At 41.6% G+C, this 24,138-nt stretch carries 14 protein-coding genes; 2 read left to right on the forward strand and 12 right to left on the reverse strand.

Annotated elements, in window-relative coordinates; translation table 11 throughout:
• Positions 1-228: 228 nt before the first annotated feature.
• A complete protein-coding gene (locus SSAL8618_RS07255; RefSeq protein ID WP_038676466.1) occupies positions 229-1,317 on the reverse strand; it encodes a hypothetical protein in 1,089 nt (362 codons plus the stop codon).
• Positions 1,318-1,755: 438 nt separating this feature from the next.
• Here SSAL8618_RS07255 and SSAL8618_RS07260 point away from each other — a divergent pair, with 438 nt between their 5' ends.
• Positions 1,756-3,279, forward strand: coding sequence for an ATP-binding cassette domain-containing protein (locus tag SSAL8618_RS07260; protein WP_038676468.1), 1,524 nt, complete (start codon positions 1,756-1,758; stop codon positions 3,277-3,279).
• Positions 3,280-3,372: 93 nt separating this feature from the next.
• On the opposite strand, the gene SSAL8618_RS07265 is transcribed toward SSAL8618_RS07260, so the two are convergent.
• Together SSAL8618_RS07265 and SSAL8618_RS07270 are read right to left on the reverse strand one after the other, a co-directional pair.
• On the reverse strand, positions 3,373-5,241 hold the full coding sequence (locus SSAL8618_RS07265) for an ABC transporter ATP-binding protein (RefSeq protein ID WP_038676470.1): 1,869 nt from the start codon (positions 5,239-5,241) through the stop codon (positions 3,373-3,375).
• The gene (locus tag SSAL8618_RS07270) at positions 5,231-6,976 is read right to left on the reverse strand and encodes an ABC transporter ATP-binding protein (RefSeq protein WP_038676472.1); all 1,746 of its coding nucleotides are present in this window, start codon (positions 6,974-6,976) and stop codon (positions 5,231-5,233) included. The genes SSAL8618_RS07265 and SSAL8618_RS07270 overlap by 11 nt, the downstream gene beginning before the upstream one ends.
• An 811-nt stretch (positions 6,977-7,787) precedes the next feature.
• Here SSAL8618_RS07270 and gshAB point away from each other — a divergent pair.
• Complete coding sequence (gshAB, locus tag SSAL8618_RS07275; RefSeq protein ID WP_038676473.1) at positions 7,788-10,052, forward strand: bifunctional glutamate--cysteine ligase GshA/glutathione synthetase GshB; 2,265 nt, start codon at positions 7,788-7,790, stop codon at positions 10,050-10,052.
• Positions 10,053-10,113: 61 nt separating this feature from the next.
• Here gshAB and SSAL8618_RS07280 read toward each other — a convergent pair whose 3' ends face one another.
• The 9 genes from SSAL8618_RS07280 to pulA all read right to left on the reverse strand — a co-directional run bounded on the left by SSAL8618_RS07280 (position 10,114) and on the right by pulA (position 23,956).
• Positions 10,114-10,752 (reverse strand): hypothetical protein, encoded by a 639-nt coding sequence (locus SSAL8618_RS07280; RefSeq protein ID WP_002884472.1) that lies wholly within the window; start codon positions 10,750-10,752, stop codon positions 10,114-10,116.
• Positions 10,706-12,220, reverse strand: a complete 1,515-nt coding sequence (locus SSAL8618_RS07285) for a DUF1310 family protein (protein WP_038676475.1) — start codon at positions 12,218-12,220, stop codon at positions 10,706-10,708. Before SSAL8618_RS07285 ends, SSAL8618_RS07280 begins: the two co-directional genes overlap by 47 nt.
• Before the next feature lie 107 nt (positions 12,221-12,327).
• A complete protein-coding gene (locus SSAL8618_RS07290; RefSeq protein WP_002884295.1) occupies positions 12,328-12,888 on the reverse strand; it encodes a GNAT family N-acetyltransferase in 561 nt (186 codons plus the stop codon).
• 211 nt (positions 12,889-13,099) lie between these two features.
• Positions 13,100-15,505, reverse strand: a complete 2,406-nt coding sequence (locus SSAL8618_RS07295) for a glycogen/starch/alpha-glucan phosphorylase (RefSeq protein WP_038676477.1) — start codon at positions 15,503-15,505, stop codon at positions 13,100-13,102.
• Between the two features lie 319 nt (positions 15,506-15,824).
• Positions 15,825-17,255, reverse strand: coding sequence for a glycogen synthase GlgA (glgA, locus tag SSAL8618_RS07300; protein WP_002884231.1), 1,431 nt, complete (start codon positions 17,253-17,255; stop codon positions 15,825-15,827).
• Positions 17,252-18,388 (reverse strand): glucose-1-phosphate adenylyltransferase subunit GlgD, encoded by a 1,137-nt coding sequence (gene glgD, locus SSAL8618_RS07305; protein ID WP_002884710.1) that lies wholly within the window; start codon positions 18,386-18,388, stop codon positions 17,252-17,254. The genes glgA and glgD overlap by 4 nt, the downstream gene beginning before the upstream one ends.
• The gene (locus SSAL8618_RS07310; protein WP_038676480.1) at positions 18,378-19,520 is read right to left on the reverse strand and encodes a glucose-1-phosphate adenylyltransferase; all 1,143 of its coding nucleotides are present in this window, start codon (positions 19,518-19,520) and stop codon (positions 18,378-18,380) included. The genes glgD and SSAL8618_RS07310 overlap by 11 nt, the downstream gene beginning before the upstream one ends.
• Before the next feature lie 190 nt (positions 19,521-19,710).
• A complete protein-coding gene (gene glgB / locus SSAL8618_RS07315) occupies positions 19,711-21,591 on the reverse strand; it encodes a 1,4-alpha-glucan branching protein GlgB (protein WP_022496183.1) in 1,881 nt (626 codons plus the stop codon).
• A gap of 169 nt (positions 21,592-21,760) precedes the next feature.
• Positions 21,761-23,956, reverse strand: a complete 2,196-nt coding sequence (gene pulA, locus SSAL8618_RS07320; protein ID WP_052124408.1) for a type I pullulanase — start codon at positions 23,954-23,956, stop codon at positions 21,761-21,763.
• Between the last annotated feature and the right edge of the window lie 182 nt (positions 23,957-24,138).

Genomic DNA, 24,138 nt, shown 5'->3' on the forward strand with positions numbered 1-24,138 from the left:
TGAGAGGATTTAACTCATTTTATTGGCTGATTTCCTCACTTTGATTCTAATTTTTACCTTCTTATTACAAACCATCCGATTCTGTAACACCCTAGATAAACCATTGATATACAATTTAATAATTGCCTTTCACGACTATAGTCACCCACTACATTTTTTAAAAAAATAAAAAACCCAAGCATCACATACTTGGGTTAATCATCTTATTGGTTCCAGAAGTAACTTCCTCTATTTTTTTCTGATATGGTTGTCATTCCAAGACTGCAATTCTTGATAGGACTTGACTTTACCTTCTTCCTGAGTCGGCCTAAAAGCCCTAACGGGTAACTCGTAGGCATCCTGCCCTTCAGGTGCCATCCAATGGAGCAAGGTATTGAACCAGCTTTCGTTATTGATTTTACTTGGAAGCGTATAGATTCTAGCATGTTTGGTCTTAACAGCTTCATAAGCTTCCTTTTGCTCTTTGGCAAAGTTTGTACTATCCATATTGAGGCTCCTGTCTTTTTCAGAAATGTAATAAAGAGCAGGTAGACTCGCAATTGGTGTTCCAGACGGATTATCAAAATCCTTACCATTAGTTGCACCTGGCCACATCTCAAGACCAAAAGGCTCTAAAGTCTTACGCATATCAACATTAGCGTACTCCAATTCCGAGTCCAAAGTATTCGAGTTAGCTGAGATATTCATCTCCTCGATTTTTTGAGTTTTGAGATTGAGGTATTTTTTATTAGAAGCAAAATCAGCTGACGATGCACCAAAAGGCATTTGTAAGTAGGCTTGGTCATTAAGCATGAAAAGCCTTAGACCTGCCTGATTTAAATAATCTTCATCCCCAGCTTTTTTAGCCAATTTCAAAAGGTCAATTTGTTTAGGTTTCTGATTTGTTTTTTCCGTGTCATACACATAGATATTAAAGTAGTCATATTTATAAAGAGTTTCACCCTTGGCATTTTTCTTACCAGATACATCACCCTTGTACTCTTGAGTGACTAGGTATTGACCAGCTACCCCCACAATGTTAAACATGTTTCTATCATGACCAGGATTTGGTGTCACGAGTAGAAATTCCTTATTATCCCCGAAGGTTGTCAGGGTGATTTTAAACAAGGGATCTTCTGCATTGCTGCCGGAATAGACAGTTGTACTTGACTTGCTAGATGAGGCTGAGCCCTTGGTAGCCTTACTGCTACCACTCACAGCAAAAAAGATAGCCGTTCCTGCGATTACAAAAAGCAATGCCACTAAGAGACCTATAAAAACAATTTTTGTTGTCATATCCCCCTTAGGTGTTGGCTTCTTTACAAACTTATTTTCCATAATAATCTCCATTTTTCAGTATTACTTCTAGTATAGCATAGGTGGGGACTATTGATAAGGTGCATCGGCGGTCTAAGAGGGCTGGATTTTTTGATTTTCATTTGACAAAATCCGTTAGACAGCGTAAAATCGAGACAAGTAACATTCGGAGGTAAATGGAGACATGAACAACTAAGTCTATTCACAATAAACCTGCTTTATTTGATAGATTGTTTTCATGTCTTTTTTTGCGCTCTTTTTCTGTAGAAAACTTGTTGATGGTATCTGCGGTTTTTTTTTGCGTCCACTCCATCACTATCTCCTAGAGAGCTTTTTAGCTAGATTCAAGACAGTTCTATCTTATAAGGTAGGACTGTTTTTTGACCTTTAATATTGTTTGAAGTAAAAACCTACTTCCCATGAAACAATATCTACAAGCACTCAGACCTAGGAGGTCCTATGATACAGATTCAACATCTAACCATAACACATAACAAGGATTTGCGCGAACTCGTTCATGATCTAAATCTAACGATAGCTCTAGGCGAAAAAGTCGCCATTATTGGGGAGGAAGGCAATGGAAAATCTAGTCTCCTTGCCCTTCTAGTCAATCCTATAGCACATTTTGACCATCTGTCTTACGAGGGAACTATTAACAAAACAGATAGCCCACAGGTCTATATTCCCCAGCAAATTTCGGATAGCTTGCAATCTCTAACCCTTAACGACTACTTCTTCGCGGACACTTATGACCTAGACTATGCCACCCTCTATCGTCTGGCTGATGAACTTCATTTTGATAGTGAGCGTTTTGCTAGCAGTCAGCTTATCTCCACTCTATCAGGTGGTGAGAAACTCAAAATTCAACTCATCCGAGAATTAGCTCGTTCCCACGACATCATTTTTCTTGATGAGCCCACAAACGATATGGACTTGACTACTATGACTTGGTTAAAAGACTTTATCAAGCACTCTGATGAAACGATCGTCTACATCTCACATGACGAGGATCTGCTAAGTCAGACAGCTGATACCATTATCCATCTGGAACTCCTTAAACGTCGTCGACAGGCAAGGACCAGTGTGGAACACCTCGACTATGATAACTACAGCCAACATCGCACTGATAGCTACCAACAACAGATGCAGCAAGCCAAAACTGAGAAAAAAGCCTATGACAAAGCCATGGCCAAGCATCGCCGTATCAAACAAAATGTCCAAACCACCCTACGCAATACGCATGACAGCACGCAAGGACGATTGCTTGCTAAAAAGATGAAAGCAGTCCTCTCACAAGAAAAACGCTTCGACCGCCTTGCCCAAGATATGACACAGATGCCTGATAAAGAAGACAGCATTGAACTTTTCTTCTCTCATATCGACCCTCTACCTCAGGGAAAATATCTCTTAAATCTGGATGAAAAGCAGATAAACATTGCTCCTCACCTGACCATTGACCATCTCAAACTTTCTTTGAAAGGGCAAGAAAAAATTGGTATTGTTGGAGATAACGGCTGTGGGAAATCCACTCTCTTACACTATCTCTACCAAAAACTTAGCCAAAAGACAGACCTGACCATTGGCTACATGCCCCAACATTATGACACTATCTTGCCACTGGATTTGTCTCTAATAGCGTTTTTGAGTAAGACTGGCGACAAGTCTGAACGAGAGGTTATAAGCTCCCATCTCGCTAACCTCAACTTTAGTCATGATGAAATGAACCATGCAATCTCTGATTTATCTGGAGGACAGAAAGGAAAACTTCTCCTACTGCACCTGGTCTTAGAAAGCCCTCAGCTCCTTATCTTAGATGAACCAACCAGAAATTTTTCCCCCACCTCTCAACCCCAAGTCCGACAGCTCTTCGAGAACTATTCAGGGGCAATTCTGACAGTATCGCATGATGTCAACTACCTCAAACAAGTCTGCCAAAAGATCTATCGTCTAGACTCACAAGGTTTAGAAGAAGTTGAGATTTAGGATATCAAATCTATCGTTTTTACAAGAAAAGTCTCAAAAGAAACCTTTTCTTCAGATGCAAAAAAACTCAGGCAAAACCTGAGTTTTTTAGTCTTAATCAATTTCCAGACCACCGGTATAAAGTCGGTAGTAAGTACCACCTTGTTCCATAAGGCTGTCGTGGTCACCACGTTCAATGATTCGTCCGTGGTCCATAACCATGATAACGTCAGAGTTGACAATGGTTGAAAGACGGTGGGCAATAACGAAAACCGTACGTCCTTCCATAAGTCGGTCCATCCCCTCTTGCACCATTTTTTCGGTACGAGAGTCAATAGAGGATGTCGCCTCGTCAAGGATAAGAACCGGTGCATTGGCAAGGGCAGCACGCGCAATGGCGATAAGCTGACGTTGCCCATTGGACAAGCCTGCGCCGTCATCTGTAAGAACAGTGTCATACCCATTATCCAAGTGTTGTACAAAGGAATCCACGTTAGCAATACGGGCAGCTTCAAGAATTTCCTCACGTGTCGCATCGGCACGACCATAGGCAATATTATCAGCGATAGTTCCCGTGAAGAGATGGGTATCTTGAAGCACGATACCAAGTGAGCGACGAAGAGAATCTTTCTCAATCAGCTTGACATCAATACCATCATAAGTAATCACACCAGATTGGATATCGTAGAAACGGTTAATCAAGTTGGTAATCGTCGTCTTACCAGCACCTGTCGCACCCACAAAGGCTACCTTTTGCCCCTTGTCTGCATAGAGATTAACGTCATGAAGGATTTGTTTCTTACCATCGTAAGAGAAATCAACGTCTTGGAAGACCACATTTCCGACCAACTCGACCAATTCGTAGTCGCCATTTGGACGTGGGTGTTTCCAAGCCCAAAGATTGGTTTTCTTGTCTGTCACAACCATCTGACCATCTACCAATTCGTAGTTGACCAAAGTGACCTTACCTTGGTCTACTTCTTCTGGCTCATCCAAGAGGTCAAAGATACGGTCAGCACCAGCAAGTGCCATAAGAACAAAGTTCAGTTGTTGAGAGACCTGAGTAATAGGTCCGTTGAAGGAACGGTTCAATTGTAGGAAGGCCATGAGACCACCGATAGTCAAACCACCGACACCATTAAGGGCAAAGAGTCCACCAACCAAGGCGGTCAAAACAAAGGAAACATTTCCTAAGTTCCCAAGAATTGGCATGAGAACATTGGCATAGCGGTTGGCCAAGTAAGAAGATTCAAAGAGTTGCTCGTTAATCTTGTCAAAATCAGCCATGCTTTCTTCTTCGTGAACAAAGGCCTTGACCACTTTTTGACCTGACATCATTTCCTCGATGAAACCATTCTCAATCCCCAAATTCTTTTGTTGTTCACCGAAGTAACGGCCTGATTTGGCTGATACATTTTTGATGACCATAAACATGATACCTACCATGACTAGGACCACGATAAAGAGGAGAGGACTAACCGTAAGCATTGTCACTGTTACCCCGATAAGGGTAATAGCCGTTTGTAGCAACTGTGGAATGGATTGCTCAACAGCCTGACGGAGAGCATCGATGTCGTTGGTGTAGATAGACATGATGTCACCGTGTTGGTGAGTGTCAAAGTAGCGAACAGGAAGCTTTTGCATACGAGCAAAGAGCTGATTACGAAGGGAACGTAGAGAATCTTGCGAAATCGTCGCCATGAGGAGTGATGACACATAGTTGGCAATCACACCGATAAGACAGAAGACAGCCACTGAAGTCAAGAAATGTAAAAGCGGACCAAAGTCATGGCTACCAGATTTGAGCATGGGTTGAACGTAAACGTCAACCAAGGACTGAATAGAAGCCGTCAAATTGACCGTTGCCAAGGAAGCAACCACAATAAGGACAAAGGCGATAGAAAGCGAAAGTTTGTAGTCTTGCCACAAAAAGCGTAGAAGACGTGCTAGAGAGCCCCAATTAGCTTTTTTCTTATTCTGCATCTGCTACTCCTTTCCCTTGTGTTTGCATCTTGTAGACGTCACGATAAATGGCATTGTTAGCCACCAATTCATCGTGGGTACCAATAGCATCGATACGGCCATCATCCATAACAACGATGCGGTCTGCATCTTGGATGGATGAAATACGTTGACCAATGATAATCTTAGTGGTGTCCTTAAGACTTGATGCCAAACCTTGACGAATCAAACTATCTGTCTTAGTATCAACCGCTGACGTTGAATCATCCAGAATCAAGATTTTTGGATTCATGAGGAGGGCACGTGCGATACAGAGACGTTGACGTTGTCCCCCTGAGACATTGGCTCCACCACGTTCAATCTTGGTGTCATAGCCATCTTTAAACTCTTGAATAAATTCATCGGCTTGGGCAATCTTACAAGCTTCAATGATTTCTTCATCTGTCGCCTGTTTATTCCCCCAACGCATATTTTCCTTAATGGTTCCTGAGAAAAGAACGTTGGTTTGAAGCACCATGGCAACTTGCTTACGCAAGCTATCCAAATCATAGTCCTTAACATCGCGGCCAGCAACCCTAACCTGACCGGCTTCCACATCATAAAGACGAGGAATAAGCTGAACCAAGCTTGATTTCCCAGAACCTGTTCCACCAAGGATACCGATAACCTCACCAGACTTAATCTCAAGCGAAATATCTTTGAGGACATGGGTCTTGTCACCATTTTCATCAGTGTATGAGAAATCCACATGATCAAAGCTGATAGAACCATCTGTGACTTCTGTCAAGCCATTTTCAGGTGAAACAATAGTAGATTCAGTATTAAGCACTTCATTGATACGCTCTACAGAGGCCATAGAGATAGACAACATGACAAAGATCATCATGAACATCATGAGTGAGATGAGGATGGTCATGGTGTAACTGAACATGGAAGTCAATTCACCTGTAGATAGCTTGCCGACAACGATAAGATGAGCACCAAACCAAGAAATCATGAGGAAGGATGCGTACATAGACAACATCATGGCTGGGTTAGACATGACAACCACACGAATAGCACGCATGAACATCTTGTAAATACGACGTGAAGCCTTCTTGAATTTATCCGTCTCTTCCTGCTCTTTAACATAGGATTTAACCACACGCATGTTGGTGATATTTTCCTTGATACTATTGTTAAGGTTGTCATAAGCCTCAAACACTTGAGTAAAGAGAGGGTATACAATCTTGGTAATAATGGCCAAAACCAGACCAAGGAAGAGGGTTACACCAACGAAAATCCAAGCCATTTCACCATTGATAAGGAAACTTGCTGCAATGGCAAAAATCAGATTAAGTGGTGCACGTACACAGATGCGGATAATCATCTGGTAAGAGTTCTGCACGTTGGTAACATCAGTCATCATACGTGTTACCAAACCACCAGCTGAGAACTTATCGATATTTTCAAAAGAGAAGGTTTGAACCTTTTTGAAAATGGCCTGACGTAGATTCTTAGCAAATCCAGCAGAAGCAAAGGCCGCATAGCGTGCCGACTGCATACCGCAGAAAAGCGACAGGAAGGCACAGACCAACATGAGGCCACCATAGAGCCAAATGTTAGACATGTTAGATTGCTGGACACCTTTGTCCAAAAGATTGGCCATGACAAAGGGAATGGAAATCTCAAACATGACTTCTAGCGTCATGAAGAGAGACGCTAGGATTGAGGGTTTCTTGTATTCCTTTATCTGGGCGATCAGGGTTTGAAACATAATTACCTCCGTTTTTATTCTTTTTCTTTTTTTTCTTTTGATATTTTTCTTTTTTTGATGCTTTCTTAAGTGATGGCGGACGTCAGCGACCGACTCAGTCGTTCCATGACTAGTTATCGAGCCAAAGTCTCGATAACTCCGCTTCCTATAACTGCTTCTGCAGTTATAGGAATATCATCACGGCGAAAGCATCGTTATTGGGCAGAGCGAACTGTCGAATCGTGAGCAATTCGGACAAGTGCAAATAGATTCAGGATGAGCCCTACCACGACGAAAAATATCGTCTGCTCTGGGCAGAGCGTGTTTCATGCATTGATAGATATACACCATTTTTGTAATCTATCACGGCGAAAGCATCGCTGTTGGGCAGAGCGAACTGTCGAATTGTGAGCAATTTCGAGCAAGTGCAAATAGGTTCAGAATGGTCTCGACCACGGCGAAAAATATCGTCTACTCTAGGCATAGCAAAGCTTAAAACTAAGAGTCTTATGCTTATCATTTATCTATAAAAGAACGGTCATACCCTTTTGAGAGCATACAAAAGCCCCTGAGGGCAGACCCTAGGGATTTTTTCGTTCTCATATATATGTCATTAGTATAGGTTAAATTGAGTAAAATTGCAAGTACAATGTCATTTCACTAACATTTGTAAGCATTTTACGATGTTTGATAAAAAAATCGTTCTAAAACCTGCTCATTTTTCCCAAACTTATCATAAATGTTCGTAAATTATCGCCATACGTAGCAGAAATTTGTTTTCTGTTCCTATTTATAATAGACTAACACTAACATTAGATGAAAAGGTGACTCTATGACTATAAATCAACTGCTTCAAAAGCTGGAGCCTACCAGCCCTATCCTTCAAGCTAACTTTGGAATTGAACGCGAAAGTCTTCGTGTCGATAGACAGGGAAAATTAGCACATACGCCTCACCCTTCTTGCCTAGGAGCTCGAAGTTTCCACCCTTATATTCAAACAGATTTTTGTGAGTTTCAAATGGAGCTCATCACACCAGTTGCTAAATCTACCACTGAGGCCCGTCGTTTTCTTGGAGCCATTACCGATGTAGCTGGACGTTCCATCAGTAAAGATGAACTTCTCTGGCCCTTGTCCATGCCACCTCGTATCAAGGCCCAAGAAATCCAAGTTGCCCAACTGGAAAATGAATTCGAACGCCATTATCGTAACTACTTGGCTGAAAAATACGGAACTAAACTACAAGCTATCTCAGGTATCCACTATAATATGGAACTTGGGAAAGATTTGGTTGAGGCCCTATTCAAAGAAAGCAACCAGACTGATATGATTGCTTTCAAGAACGCCCTCTATCTCAAGCTGGCTCAGAACTATTTGCGCTACCGTTGGGTGATTACCTATCTCTTTGGTGCTGCACCTATTGCTGAGCAAGGTTTCTTCGACCAAGAAGTGCCAGAACCCGTTCGTTCCTTCCGTAACAGTGACCATGGTTATGTCAATAAGGAAGAAATCCAAGTATCTTTTGCAAGCCTAGAAGATTATGTCTCTGCCATCGAAAACTATATCGAACAAGGAGATTTGATTGCGGAGAAGGAATTTTACTCAGCTGTTCGTTTCCGTGGACAAAAAGTTAATCGCTCCTTCCTTGACAAGGGAATCACCTATCTGGAATTCCGTAACTTCGACCTCAACCCCTTTGAGCGTATCGGTATTAGCCAAACTACCATGGATACCGTACACCTGCTTCTCCTAGCCTTCCTCTGGATGGATGCCCCTGAAAATGTCGATCAGGCTCTGGCTCAAGGTCACGCGTTGAATGAAAAAATCGCCCTCTCTCATCCTTTAGAGCCTCTACCTTCTGAAGCTGAAACTCAGAACATTACGACGGCTCTGGACCAACTGGTGCAACATTTTGGACTAGGTGACTATCATCAAGGTTTGGTCAAACAAGTTAAAGATGCCTTTGCTGATCCTAGTCATACACTAGCAGCCCAACTCTTATCTTATATCAAAGACAAGTCTCTTGCTGACTTTGCCCTTGACAAGGCTCTTGCCTATCATGATTATGACTGGACTGCCCACTATGCTCTTAAGGGTTATGAGGAGATGGAACTTTCTACTCAGATGCTACTCTTTGATGCCATTCAAAAAGGAATCCATTTTGAAATCCTAGATGAGCAGGATCAATTCCTTAAACTCTGGCATAAAGATCATGTTGAGTACGTCAAAAATGGTAACATGACCTCAAAAGACAACTATGTAGTACCTCTTGCCATGGCTAATAAAACCGTGACCAAAAAAATCCTGGCTGACGCTGGTTTCCCTGTTCCTGCTGGCGACGAATTTACCAGTCTGGAGCAAGGTCTAGCCTACTATCCTCTTATCAAGGACAAGCAAATTGTAGTTAAACCAAAATCAACCAACTTTGGTCTGGGCATTTCCATTTTCCAAGAGCCTGCCAGCCTTGATAACTATAAGAAAGCCCTCGAGATTGCCTTTGCAGAAGATACAGCTGTTCTTGTTGAAGAATTTATCCCAGGAACCGAATACCGTTTCTTTATCTTGGATGGACGTTGTGAGGCTGTACTCCTTCGTGTCGCTGCCAATGTTGTCGGTGATGGCAAACACACCATTCGTGAATTGGTCGCTCAGAAAAATGCCAATCCATTGCGAGGACGTGATCACCGCTCACCACTTGAAATCATTGCGCTTGGAGACATTGAACAACTGATGTTAACGCAACAGGGTTATACCCCTGATGATATTCTCCCAGAAGGGAAAAAGGTCAATCTACGTCGTAACTCAAACATTTCTACGGGTGGTGACTCTATTGATGTCACTGAGACCATGGATTCCTCTTACCAAGAACTAGCTGCAGCTATGGCAACTAGTATGGGAGCTTGGGCTTGTGGGGTTGACCTCATTATTCCAGATGAAACCCAACCTGCTAGCAAAGAAAACCCTCATTGCACCTGCATCGAGCTCAACTTTAACCCTTCTATGTATATGCACACCTACTGTGCTGAAGGACCTGGACAGGCTATCACTTCAAAAATCTTAGACAAGCTTTTTCCAGAAGTTGCCACAAATCAAAACTAAAACTTAAATCTTAGGCGCAAACAAATCACCTTTATCTCGAGATAAAGGTGATTTTGCTTTATTAACCAAACTCTCCTGCTTCTTCCTCAGGATGAGTTTCCATGTACTGGATGTGTTGTATATAGGCATCTTGAGCCTGATTGAAGGCTTCCTGATCACTGTAAGGATAATCTATGTAAAAGAGGTCCCGCCAGCCATTCAAGGTTTGGCTATTGTAGAAACCTTGAATCTTTGTGGGAAGAAACTCTTTGTTGTAGCTGATCCGCAGCTTGAGTAGGGTCTTATCCTGAAACTGAGTGATGATACTGTTGGAGGTTTCTTGGCCTTCCAGACTAGTCCAAACTTTATTCAGAACAATGTCCTGACTATAGTGATTAGCCTTGATGCGATTTTTGTCCACTGGGAGCTTCTGGGTAGCCTCTAAAAGGTAGGACACCTCTCCTTGAAAATAAGCCTCAATGGTTAAATCCCCAAGACTGGAGCCATATAATAGGCCATCCTTAATAGCAATGTTTGATCCAAAAAGTCTTTGGCCAGCTACATCAAAGGACATCCCCTCATCCTGCCCGTAGAGCTTGATGGCATAGGCATCCCTTACACGATAGAAATTTTTAGCGACAAGAACACTATCAAGGGTTTCAGTCTTTTTTATCTCAACCTTGGGGCTTGTAGGTTTCTTGGTAAAAGCTGTCAAACCCATTAAGCACAAGATGAGAGCGAATATAATCAAGGTAAGCATTGTAGACCTGGAGCCGGTCTTCAGCTTTAACTTGTCTCCATGTTTCAAGGTCTTTCAAGCCTCCTTTTTTAACAATATCAGCATAGCGCCCACCGTTTAAGACATTCTTGGCATTTTTCCACTTCTTGACCATCTTGCGTCTAATCGCATTGTCAGCAGGATGACGAACGTCAAGATAGGTATGGCTATTATTGAGATAGGCTGGTAGGTCAGCATTCAAGCCCTTAGACAGCCCATAGTTAGCAGAATCAGTATCGGCAATGTCAGCACCGTCTTCAATCTTATAATGCTTAGGATTAGAGTCGATGCTACCGTCTTTCCTTTTCTTGTAGACATTCCACTCAGAGACAAATCTCCCCGTATCCATATTGACAATAAACTCAATAAAACGGGAATTGCTAACTCCGTATGGGCCCATGACACTGGTCTGAGGTAGCTGAATTTTCATGTTCTGCGGATAGGTAAAGTCTCCCAAGCTTCGATTATGGTAGGAAGCACCCGTAGTGTAATCCAAATGAATCTTCTTGTCCTTGCTGTAGGCCAGAAGTTTGTCTAAATCTGTCTTGCCCTTGTAGTTGGTCCTAATATAGTCCATGGACTGCTTATCAATCCAAGACCTAAAAAGATGGAGCTTGATACCTAAGTCATCCACCCCAAGCCCTAGATCCGTCTGATAGGTCTCCATAATAGCCTCACGGAAGTAACTATAAAAAGGACTGGTTGGCTCTAGCTTCTTGGAAAATTTATAACCTGACTTCCCTAACTGGAGGAACTGGTACTTGTCCACATAAACCTGCATGTGCTCCATAACCAAATTGAGCTTGTCATGATTAGGTAGTTGAGAAGCTTGGAAAAAGGCCGTATAGGTATCTGAGCCCACTTCCTTACTTTCTTGGTCAATATCCCGTAGAACCTTGTCTAGCTGGGTCAGAGAAGTCTTCTTCATCTTACTTCTCACCTGAGCCACATAAGCCGGCTTAATGCCCTGATCCCAGTGGTCACGAGCCATAATAGCATCTGCCTTTTGTGAAATCAAGGTCAAGCGTTTCTGATAAGACGCGTCCTCCAAGGCCAGCTTTAAAGCCTTTGATGGCGTCGCTTGAACCACAGATAAATCACCGTAGATATCAGACTTTATGACAAGATTTACCTGCATATCATAGGAATGATTGATATGGAGAACGAGGTAAATCTTCCCGTCTTCCTTCCTAACAGACAAAGCATCGAGTTGATAAGATTGGATAACCCCAGCCTGACTAAGTGCCAGTCTATCTATATTTTCCAAAGAATCCTGATAAATATAGGAAATCTCAGGGTCTTTGACCTTCTTTACCAAAGAGTGATTGCGCTGTCGATTGAAAACCACAAGACCAAGTATGAGGATTACAGCCAGGGCACTTGCCAGATACTGTAAAATTACTTTCTTCATAGTACTTCCATTATAGCATAGGAGGACAAAATATTCTGAAAAGGATTGGCAAACGTTGAAAACAAATGAAAAAAACAGGCCGACTAAGACCTGTTTGAATGAATTGTTTATAAATCGCTCAAGCGACGATGTTTGATACTAAAATCAAAATAAGCATTTTCCTGAAGTTTGTGGAATATGTCTCTGTAGGCTTTTTCGTCAAAGTGATCGCCACGATAGAGAATCTCAAAGCTCAAACCTTCGTATTCCAAGAAGGCATTAGAAGTCTTAAAACCATTACGCTTGTAGAAATCCCAACGCGCCACACGTTGCTCAGGATTGTCATTGGGTTCATCCAAGCGCTCTACTTCCAAGACCATAGAACGAGATGGTCCATAAAAGTCCACCAGTTTATCAATAATCTCACTTCCGTAGCCATGACTCCGCATTTGAGGTACGATGGCGAAGAAGCTCACATAAAAAACTTTGGCATTGTAGAGAACTGAGGCAAATCCAACAAAATCATCCTCGTCATAAAAGGCAAAGAAATGATAATCATCACGACCATCCAATTTTAAGAAGTCACTTAATGGAATACGTTCTTCTTCTGGAAAGGCCTCGTTGTTTAAGCGCTCTACCCTATCTAATTCTGGAAACTCTTTGGTAATCAATTGGCTGCGTAAAGCCATAAATTTCCCCCCTTTTTGATGCTTATACCTATAGGTCATTATAACATCTTGATAAGCAAGTGCAAGTTTCAAGGGCTAAGATAAGTCTACTGGTAAACTCCTACTGCCGTGTATAAATGCTGCTTGGCTGTCTACGACTCCTCTCTTCTTAAAAATAAAAGACAACGACCTTTTCTAGTCGTTATCTTTTTTGTGATTCATAAGCTATTGCCTATTTTTTCAATTCCCAAATTTCTTTAGCATACTCTGTGATCGTATCATCTGAAGTGAATTTGTGAGATTTAGCAATATTAGCTAAGCTCATACGTGCCCACTTGTCATGATCACGATAAAGCGCATCGATTTTCTCTTGAGCTTCTACATAAGCAGCGAAGTCTTCCAAGAGGAAGTACTCATCGTTGTGGGTGATGAGGGCTTCGTAAATTTCAGTACCTTCAGATTGAGCATTTGGAATCGTACCATTAACAAAGGTATCAACGACACGACGAATGACTGGGTTATTTTCATAAACTGCACGAGAGTAGTAATCGTGACGTGCATAGTGTTCATAAACTTCGTCCTTGTCCATACCGAAGATGACAACATTCTCATCGCCAACTTCATCCTTGATTTCAATGTTGGCACCATCAAGTGTTGCCAAGGTAATAGCACCAGTCATCATGAATTTCATGTTTGATGTACCAGATGCTTCTTTAGAAGCCAATGAGATTTGCTCAGAGACATCTGCTGCTGGGATGATAAGTTCCGCAAGGCTGACACGATAGTTTTCAAGGAAGACCACTTTAAGTTTTCCTTGAAGGCTTTCGTCATTGTTAACAAGATTGGCAACTTCGTTGATGAGTTTGATAACAGATTTAGCGAAGTGATAACCAGGGGCAGCTTTGGCACCAAAGATGAATACACGAGGTACCATGTCTTTATCTGGATTATCTTTCAGATCCCAATAAAGTTTGATGATGTGAAGAAGGTTAAGCAATTGACGTTTGTAAGCGTGAAGACGTTTCACTTGAACATCAAAGATAGCATCTATTGACACTTCTACGCCTGTTGTTTCTTTGATGTAGTCTGCCAAACGTTGTTTAGCAGTCTTCTTAACTTGATAGAACTGGTTCAAGACTTCCTTGTCATCCAAGTAAGTTGTAAGATTTTCAAGCTCATGGATATCGTTACGCCAACCGTCACCAATCACGTCATCAATTGCTGCTGAAAGTTCAGGAGCTGCAATTTGTGTCCAACGACGTTGAACGATACCATTTGTCTTGTTATTGAATTTTTCAGGATAAATTGTATAGAAATCGTGGAGGGTATCTTCTTTAAGAAGTTCTGTATGAAGCTTGGCAACCCCGTTGACTGAGTGACCACCAATGATAGCTAAGTTAGCCATGTGGACTTGGTTATCCTTAACAATACGTGTGCGTTCGATAACATCTGCAGCAATACCACGTCCAGCCATTTCAGCGATGTAACGGTTGTCGATTTCCAAGATGATTTGGTAAACACGTGGAAGGACACGTTTGAAGAGCTGTTGATCCCATTTTTCAAGGGCTTCTTGAAGAATAGTGTGGTTAGTGTAGCTCATAGTTTTAACAGTCGCATTCCAAGCATCTTCCCATGAAAGACCATATTCATCAAGGAGGAGACGCATGAATTCAGCTGGTGCAACCGCAGGGTGAGTATCATTGATGTGAACTGATATTTTTTCGTGGATATCTTTCAATGGCAAGCCCATCTTGAGGTAAGATTTAATGATGGTTTGGAGACCGGCACTTGTCATGAAGTACTCTTGAACCAAACGCAATTCTTTACCTTCAATTGTTGAATCATCTGGATAAAGAATAGCAGTAATATCTTTCACACGACGACGTGCATCAAGCGTAGGATAATCCAATTCGTATTCTTCAGGAATTTCTACATCCCAAAGACGAAGGTTGTTAATCACACCATTCTTATAACCAATTTGCGGCACATCATAAGGTACGGCACGAAGGACTTGAGCATTCTTATAAGTTGGGACAAAGCGACCATCTTCATTGCTTTCAAGAACCACATCACCAAAGAGTTTCACATAGACAATATCGTGGTCTTTACGTGTTTCCCAAACATTACCTGTAGAACCAAACCAACCATCTGGTAATTCCACTTGGTAACCATCCACAATACGTTGTTTGAAAAGTCCGTAACGGTAACGAAGACCGTTACCAAAACCTGGATAACCAGTAGTCGCAAGTGAATCCATGAAGGCAGCCGCCAAACGACCAAGACCACCATTACCAAGTGCCATGTCATGCTCAGCTTCTACAACTTCACGGAAGTCAATATCAAGTTCTGCGAATCCCTCTTTAACAGGGTCAAGAATACCAAGGTTGAGAAGGTTAGTTTCCAACATACGACCTGGAAGAAATTCAATCGAGAAGTAGTAAGCAATCTTTTCTTGATTGTCTGAAAGTGCATGGTTACGTTCAATCCATGTATTTGTGTAATATTTACGGATCAAACCAGCCAAGGCTGTAAAGATTTCTGTTGGTGTCGCCTTAGCAACTTTAATCAACTGCTCTTGATGGAGAGTATCTTTAAAGTCACGGATAAATTGTTCTTTTGTTAAATTTTCTAGTTGCATAGAATTCCTTTCTTACTACTTCTATACCTTGGATTCACCTCTAAAAGAGAATAATTAGGATAAGGGGGATTGGAAATTTTTAACTCCCAAACCTTGCCAGATAAGATTCAAAACAAAGGTTTCAAAATCTTTTTACAAAACTGCTAAAGCAGTTAAATTCATTATAACATGATTAGAGTTATTCTTCTATTCAGATTTTTAGATGTTATCTCCATAATTGCTTTCAAGCGAATCTTAAAGAACTAAATAAGTATAGAAGCATTTTCAAACTCTTTACATGAAGATAACTTTTCCCTCACGAGAAAAGTTATCTTTGGAACTATACTAATTGTTTGTACAAATCAACATATGCCAAACTTGCTGTATCCCATGAGAAGTCACGTGTCATCGCATTGTGTTGAAGTTGTTTCCAAGCTTCAGCATGATTTTCGTAGACATCGAGAGCTTTTTCAAGGGTTTGAACCATCCAGTAACCTGAGAAGTTACCAAATGAGAAGCCCGTACCTGAGCCTGTTACAGGGTTGTAAGGTTCAACAGTGTCACGAAGACCACCAACCTCACTAACCACTGGCAAGGTACCATAGCGCATAGACATCATTTGAGAGAGACCACATGGTTCGAAGGCTGAAGGCATAAGGAAAATGTCACAACCAGCATAAATTTGTTGAGCCAACTCTAGGTTGAAGGTAATGTTGGCAGACATTTTCTCTGGGTAGGCATGACCGAACCAAGAGAAAGAATTCTCATAGTCACTGTAACCAGTACCCAAAAGAACAATCTGAACATCATGTTGCAAGATATTGTGGAGCTCATTGACCACCAAATCGAAACCTTTTTGGTCTGTCAAACGAGACACCATACCAATGACTGGTACATCTTCACGGACTGGAAGACCAAGACGTTCTTGAAGCGCTGCCTTGTCTTTGGCTTTACCTGACAAATCATCCACTGAGAAGTGGTAAGGAATGTGAGTATCCGTTTCTGGATCAAGGAGGTCCGTATCGATACCATTAACAATACCAGATAACTTACCAGATTCCATGCGCATGATTTGATCAAGGCCTTTACCAAATTCAGGTGTTTGGATTTCTCCAGCATATGAAGGTGAAACTGTTGTGACACGGTCTGCGTAAAGAACAGCTGCTTTCATCCAGTTGAGGCAGTCATTCCAACGAAGGGTACCATCTGCATAACGCTCATAACCAACACCGAAGATTTCCCAAAGCATACCACTGTCAAATTGACCTTGGAACTCAATATTGTGGATAGTGAAGACTGTCTTAATACCTTGGTAAGCTTGAATCCAATGGTATTTTTCCTTAAGAAGGAATGGAATCATGCCTGTGTGGTAGTCATGAACGTGGAGAATATCTGGAATAAAGTCCACTTTTTCCATCAACTCAAGGGCAGCCATTTGGAAGAAGCCGAAACGCTCACCATCGTCCCACTCACCGTATACCGTACCACGGTTGAAATACTGCTCATTATCAATGAAGTAGAAAGTCACACCATCGCGAACGATTTTCTTGATGCCGACATATTGACGCCGCCAACCAACATTTGTATAGAAGAAGCCAAGGTCTTCAACTTGATCGCCAAACTTAGCCGAAACCACATCATAATAAGGGAGAATTACGGCAACTTCGTGACCATTTTTGACTAGAGATTTAGGGAGAGCACCGATAACGTCACCCAAACCGCCAGTCTTAGCGAAAGGTGCACCTTCAGCCGCTACAAATAAAATTTTCATCGTACAATATCCTCTGTTACAACGCTACCTTTTTTGATGACAACTGGGTTGTTTTCTGTACCGCGGATAGTAACGCCGTCAGCGATTTTAACACCTTTATCCACAATAGCATATTCAACGGTAGCATTCTTACCAACTTCAACACGTGGGAAGATGACTGCATGGTTTACAGTTGAACCTTCTGACAAGTCAACATTACGTGAAACAACAGAATGATCTACTTTACCACGGACAAGAGAACCTGAAGCAAACTGAGAAACTTTAACATCAGATGAAGCTGCATAGTATGTTGGCTCTTCATTTTTAACTTTTGTATAAACTTTTTGGTTTGGTGCAAAAAGTGAATAGAATTTTTGTGATTCCAACATATCCAAGTTAGCATCAAAGTACGCTTTCACTGAGTGGATATTTGAAAGGTAACCAGTGTACTCGTAAGCAAAAGCATTTTCAGCAACTGCCAAATCACGAAGTACATAACGAAGCTTACGTGGTTCTTCTTTAGCTGCTTCTTCTTCCAATTTTTCAATCAAGAATGGTGTATCCACAACAAAGATATCTGTAGACATATTGTAAACTTCTTTATCTCCACCCTGGAAGAGTTCATGGCCAAGCACTTTGTCAGATTCATCAATTTCCAAAATGCTGTTTACATCTGAAATGAGTTCTTTCGGAAGTTTTTTGTAGACAACAGTAATTTTTGGTTCTGCTGTATTGTGAAGGTGGAAAACTTGGTTAAGATCAATATTGACCAAAACATCACTGTTAAGCGCTACCGTTTGGTCTGACCCTGAACGTTTAAGGTAAGTCAAAATTTGACGATAGTATTCTTCATCAACAGTTGAACTTTCAACTGGAGTGTTATAAATACCAAGGTAGTAGTGGCTGAGGAGTGTTGATAAGCCCCACTCACGACCTGAACGAATGTGGTCGAAAACAGAACTGATATTTTCGTTTTGGAAGATACCAAAGACGCTACGGATACCAGCGTTAGCCAAGTTAGACAACGGGAAGTCGATGAGGCGATATTTTCCACCAAATGGTAGGCTGGCAATAGGACGGTGCTCAGTCAAGCCATCCATGTCATGGAATCCTACGGTATTTCCTAGAATTGCAGAATATTTATCAATCTTCATCTTTTGGTACCCCCACTACTTCATTGTATCCTACGACTTGCACTTCTTCTGTACCGTCAATTTCCACGCCATCAGAAATGTGTGCCCCTTCACCGATAATCGCACGTTTAATTTTTGCACCTTTACCGATAACTGCACCACTCATAATCACTGAATCTTCAACGACCGCACCTTCACGGATTTGGGCACTTGTTGAAAGCACTGAATGTTTAACAGTTCCATCAACCAAACAGCCATCAACAACGAGTGAGTCTTCAATTTCAGCATGTTCACCAAAGAAGTTTGGTGGAGCAATCATGTTACGTGAATAAATTTTCCATTGACGGTTACGGCTATCCAAAGCATTTTCAGGAGAAATATACTCCATATTTGCTTCCCAAAGGGATTCGATAGTACCTACGTCCTTCCAGTAGCCTTCAAATTCATAAGCATAGACGCTTTCACCTGTTTCAAGATAAGCAGGAATAACGTTCTTACCAAAGTCAGACATATCAACTGCACTCTTTTCAGCTGAAACCAACATATTGCGAAGACGTTTCCAGTCAAAGATGTAAATACCCATTGATGCCTTAGTAGATTTAGGATTTTCAGGTTTTTCTTCGAATTCGACGATACGGTTATTAGCGTCTGTGTTCATGATACCGAAACGGCTAGCTTCCTTAAGTGGCACATCAAGAACTGCTACAGTAAGACTCGCGTTGTTGTCTTTGTGTGCTTGGAGCATATCATCATAATCCATCTTGTAAATATGGTCACCAGACAAGATTAGAACGTATTCAGGATTGATGCTGTCGATATAGTCAATGTTTTGGTAAATAGCGTGGCTGGTACCTTCGAACCAACGATTACCTTCACTAGCTGAGTAAGGTTGAAGAATTGATACACCAGAGTTAACACCATCCAAGCCCCAACTTGAACCATTTCCGATATGGTTGTTCAAAGCAAGTGGTTGATACTGTGTAATGACACCAACATTGTTAATTCCTGAATTGGCACAGTTTGACAAACCAAAGTCAATGATACGGTAGCGTCCACCAAACTGAACAGCTGGTTTGGCAATACTTTGGATCAATTTTCCAAGACGAGTTCCTTGCCCACCAGCAAGGATCAAAGCCAACATTTCATTTTTCATGAATAGTCCCCCTCATGATTTTTAGTTTCATCCCAAAAAGGATGACGAGATAATCAGTCGAAACTGGTTATGACAATTAAAGTAAGTTTTTCACTAATGGTAACAGTTCGAAAATCAAAAGCATCTTAGAATTGTGATTTTCTATCTATCACCCCGAAAAACAAATCGTGTACACGTTTAAGTCTACCCTTTATTTCAAGCGACGTTTTACACGCCAGATACTTGCTCCTAGAGCAGGTAGGGTGAAGCTAAGGGTATTTTCATAGTCCTTCCACTTCGCCTTTTGGGTACGGGTTTCAGGATTTCCTTCTTTCCAGACACCACCGAACTCTTCCATCTCAGTGTTAAGCACTTCTTGGTAGATACCAGCTACTGGCAATCCAATTGTGAAGTTTTGTCGTTCCACTGGAGCTAGGTTGAAGACACAGACGAGGAAGTCACCCTTATCGCCTTTGTCATCCTTACGAATGAAGGAAAGAACACTTTCAGCGCGGTTATCCGCATCGATAATTTCAATACCATCGTAAGAATCATCAATTTGCCAGAGAGATTTATGGTCCTTGTAGAAAGCATTCATATGGCTAGTAAAGGCCTGCATCTTCTGGTTCATCTCATCTTCAAGATTACCCCATTCGAGTTGATAATCAAACTTCCACTCCAAGAATTGACCAAACTCAGAACCCATGAAGAGCAATTTCTTACCTGGGTGACAGAGTTGGTAAGCATAGAGGTTACGAAGACCAGCAAACTGATTATAGCGGTCACCCCACATCTTATGCATCATGCTCTTCTTACCATGAACCACTTCATCATGTGAGAAAGGTAGAACATAGTTTTCATTGAAGCAATACATGAAACTGAAGGTCATCAGATTGAAGTCATACTGACGGTAAACTGGATCTTCTGCGTAGAATTTGAGGATATCGTTCATCCAACCCATATTCCATTTGAAGTCGAAACCTAGACCACCTTCTTCAATCGGTTTGGTGATTGGCGTTGCTGCAGTTGATTCTTCCGCAACCATCATAACATCTGGATAGCGTTTTTTAATTTCACGATTGAGTTTTTGAAGGAAGCCGTAGCCTTCCAAGTTACGATTTCCACCGTCCTTGTTAGGCATCCATGGACCTTCATCATAGTCCAAATAGAGCATGTTAGATACTGCATCCACTCGGATACCATCGATATGATAATTTTCAATCCAGTAAAGAGCACTTGAAATAAGGAAAGACTGAACTTGATTTTTTCCTAAGTCAAAGTTAAGTGCGCCCCAACGATAGTTATGAGCTCGATCATGATCCTGATATTCGAAAGTTGGTGTACCATCGAAGTAGGCCAAAGCATCGTCATTCTGTGTATAGTGACCTGGGACCCAGTCCACCAAGACACCGATATTATTCTGGTGACATGCTTCTACGAAATCTTGAAATTCTTCTGGTGTGCCATAGGTATGCTCAAAAGCAAAGTAACCCATAAGCTGGTAACCCCAACTCATCCCAAGAGGATGAGCCATGAGTGGCATGAATTCCACGTGGGTATAGTTCATCTCAACCAAATATGGAATCAACTCTTCTTTCAATTCTTTGAAAGTATAAGGTTGACCATCCTCTTTTAATTTCCAAGATGATGCATGAGCTTCATAGATATTAACCGGACGTTTTTGGAAACCAAAGCGTTTACGACGACCCATCCAAAGGCCATCCTTCCACTTCTTAGTTTTCTTCTTACGAATCACAGCTCCTGTTCCAGGACGAGGCTCTAAGTAAGTCGCAAAAGGATCCATCTTTTCGACGACTTGACCTCCCTTACGTTTCACCAAGAACTTATAGAGTTGTCCTTCCTCTGGGAGAGCTGAAGTCGCCTCCCAAACACCGATATGGTTTTTGGTCATATCCAGAGGTTCATCAAACCAACCTGTGAAATCTCCAATTACCTGAATCTGCTCAGCATGAGGGGCCCACACACGGAAGATAAAACCTTCTTCTCCCTCTAATTCATGCACACCCAAATAATTCTGAAGGTGGAAGTTCTCACCTGTTCCAAATGTGTACATGGCTTCATCGAGATTCATACCATCACTCCTTTCTTAAACTAGCCTTGATAGTTCTAACTATCAAGAAATTAAAACATTGAAATATATGTAAATACACTAGAAAACCCTTCAGACCGATAGGGCTTACAAGTAAACAAAACCACTTATGTAAGCGTTTACTGTATTATAACATTTTTTGACATTCTTGTCAGTAAATCTCCAAATCTTTTTTCATATTGTTGAATACCAAAGTTTCACGTAATTTTCCTGAGATGTGCAATTCAACAATACCTGAATCGTACTCCGCTTTTGCGACATAGAGATTATCGTAAATATCTGCATAAGAACGATAAGAGAACTCCGGAACAGTTTGTTTACGCTCAATTAATTTGGCAACTTTAGCAACCAAGTCTTTCTTAAGAGTCACTTGATTCCAATCCACCTGATTAACAGCATCAGGGGCATTGTAGCTATTCATGGCACGCTTGACATCTGCTTCCGTGTAATTGCCATCTTCGCCTGTAGCAACCATCTTAGTGCGCTGGAATTCTTGTCCCAATTGCATGAAACACATCCCCTGCATACTTAGATTAAGAGCATTTGCCAAGTAGATACGTTTTTCAATATCCTCTGGCGAATCATGTGGATGCAAATGATGCATAAGGTCATTCAAATTGTAGTTGTCATGCGCTTCGATATAGTTGAGGACCTGACCTGGCATGAGGTAGTTTACAAAACCACGGCTTCCAAGCAGACTCTTGGCAATCTGGTCTTCCAATGGAGCTCCAGACACATAGCCATTACTGATGTATCCATAAACCTCTGCTCCCTTGACCGCGTCACGCGCATTGTCATTGAAAAATCCGATTCTAGGCATCAGAGCTGCATTATCCTTCTTAGCCTTTTGCTCAGCTGGAAGACCTGTTCCCATGTCCCATCCTTCACCGTAAAGGAGGATTCGAGGATCAATATCATCCATGGCTGAACGGATGGCTTTCATCGTTTCAATATCATGCAGACCCATGAGGTCAAATCGGAAACCATCTACGCCAAATTCTTCAGCCCAATAGGTTAAAGAATCAATCATGTATTTGCGATACATTTCCTTTTCACTGGCCGTTTCGTTTCCACAGCCTGACCCGTCTTGGAAAGCCCCATTGTCATGCATACGGTAATAATAAGCCGGTACAGACAGTTGGAAAGGAGAGCTGTAAGATGAGTAAGTATGGTTATAAACCACATCCATGATAACCCCTATTCCTGCCTCATGGTAGGCCTGAATCATTTTCTTAAGCTCTAAAATTGGTGCCACGGGATTCTTTTGATCAGCAGCAAACTGACGATCCGGAACATTGTAATTTTCAGGATCGTACCCCCAGTTGCAGAGAAGCTTCCCACCTTTATCGTAGGTTTTATGGTGATCAAAGACCGGTTGCAGTTGGACATAGTTGTAGCCCATACGTTTGAGGTAATCAAAACAAGTCACATCTCCATGGGCATTTCTAGTCCCTTTCTGACAAGCACCTAGATAGGTTCCTCTATAGGACTTCTTAACCCCAGACGTCTCTGAAATCGAGAAGTCACGGAGGTGCATTTCACAGATTACGGATGAGCAAGCATTTGCCTTACGCCAGCTCGCTTTTTGCTTAGTAACCTTTTCATACCCTCTTGGGACAAGTCTCTTAGGATTGACCACCAAACTTTTTTTATTATCTAAGCTAAGGGCGATACTGTAGGGGTCTCTTGTATCCTGATAGAAACTTTCCTCATGATATACACGAAACTGGTAGGCCACTCCATCCAAATCTTTTTTGACGGTGACAGACCATACACCGTGAGTATTCATCTCATGGTAATCCTTATTGACACTAGTTCCTCGACTCATCTTAACAATCTTAGGCTTCTTACTCCCTCTTTTAAAGAGAAGTAGCTGCACACGACGAGCTAGAGGTGACCAAAGGCGAAACTCTGTAGCCCCTTTTTGATACTTATAGCCTAACCAGCCTTGAAAGCCCCACTTTTGGTCAAATTCCTGTCTACGAAGAGCCATATCAAAGGCATGCTGGTCGCGACCTTCGAAACTATGGCTAGTCAAGGCTGCCTGTTTAGAATAATAAACCGTTGGATCACCTTCAACTATCCAAATAGCATTGGGAGCATCCCCTAGGAAGCGTCGAACGCGATAATCATGTGTTTGCCTCGACCAGTCTTCCGTTTTTACCAAAAGATTGACAGAATCAATAAAACGATTAGAGGGAGAAGTAACCTGACCAACAAGGCCAAAATCATCTTCACGTGAAAAATGGGCTTCTTCGCCCCAATAACCATCTAGCCACTTCCACATACTGTATCGGGAATAGTCGCCATGCATACTATGAAAATGAACGGTTAGTAAATTGTCCATTTTTAACTCCTTAGTTTTATTCACTCACTTTACTCCTTATTATAGCAAAAAATGTTCGTTTTGTAAGCGTTTTTGTGGAATGTTTTGCAATTTTTTGGTCTATTTTGAACATAAAAAAAGAATGAGAAAACAAATGGCAAAACACTCATTTTTCTCATTTCTTTTGTCTATTTTAATTCTTT

The organism is Streptococcus salivarius, from assembly GCF_000785515.1.
In the GTDB taxonomy this organism is placed as follows: Bacteria; Bacillota; Bacilli; order Lactobacillales; family Streptococcaceae; genus Streptococcus; species Streptococcus salivarius.

Excerpts from the sequence above, each read along its gene's own strand:
- pulA (WP_052124408.1), bottom strand. The coding sequence starts at position 23,956 with ATGGACAATTTACTAACCGTTCATTTTCATAGTATGCATGGCGACTAT.
- glgA (WP_002884231.1), bottom strand. The coding sequence starts at position 17,255 with ATGAAAATTTTATTTGTAGCGGCTGAAGGTGCACCTTTCGCTAAGACT.
- glgD (WP_002884710.1), bottom strand. The coding sequence starts at position 18,388 with ATGAAGATTGATAAATATTCTGCAATTCTAGGAAATACCGTAGGATTC.
- SSAL8618_RS07265 (WP_038676470.1), bottom strand. The coding sequence starts at position 5,241 with ATGCAGAATAAGAAAAAAGCTAATTGGGGCTCTCTAGCACGTCTTCTA.
- SSAL8618_RS07280 (WP_002884472.1), bottom strand. The coding sequence starts at position 10,752 with ATGGGTTTGACAGCTTTTACCAAGAAACCTACAAGCCCCAAGGTTGAG.
- SSAL8618_RS07270 (WP_038676472.1), bottom strand. The coding sequence starts at position 6,976 with ATGTTTCAAACCCTGATCGCCCAGATAAAGGAATACAAGAAACCCTCA.
- SSAL8618_RS07295 (WP_038676477.1), bottom strand. The coding sequence starts at position 15,505 with ATGCAACTAGAAAATTTAACAAAAGAACAATTTATCCGTGACTTTAAA.
- gshAB (WP_038676473.1), top strand. The coding sequence starts at position 7,788 with ATGACTATAAATCAACTGCTTCAAAAGCTGGAGCCTACCAGCCCTATC.
- SSAL8618_RS07260 (WP_038676468.1), top strand. The coding sequence starts at position 1,756 with ATGATACAGATTCAACATCTAACCATAACACATAACAAGGATTTGCGC.
- SSAL8618_RS07310 (WP_038676480.1), bottom strand. The coding sequence starts at position 19,520 with ATGAAAAATGAAATGTTGGCTTTGATCCTTGCTGGTGGGCAAGGAACT.
- SSAL8618_RS07255 (WP_038676466.1), bottom strand. The coding sequence starts at position 1,317 with ATGGAAAATAAGTTTGTAAAGAAGCCAACACCTAAGGGGGATATGACA.
- glgB (WP_022496183.1), bottom strand. The coding sequence starts at position 21,591 with ATGAATCTCGATGAAGCCATGTACACATTTGGAACAGGTGAGAACTTC.
- SSAL8618_RS07285 (WP_038676475.1), bottom strand. The coding sequence starts at position 12,220 with ATGAAGAAAGTAATTTTACAGTATCTGGCAAGTGCCCTGGCTGTAATC.
- SSAL8618_RS07290 (WP_002884295.1), bottom strand. The coding sequence starts at position 12,888 with ATGGCTTTACGCAGCCAATTGATTACCAAAGAGTTTCCAGAATTAGAT.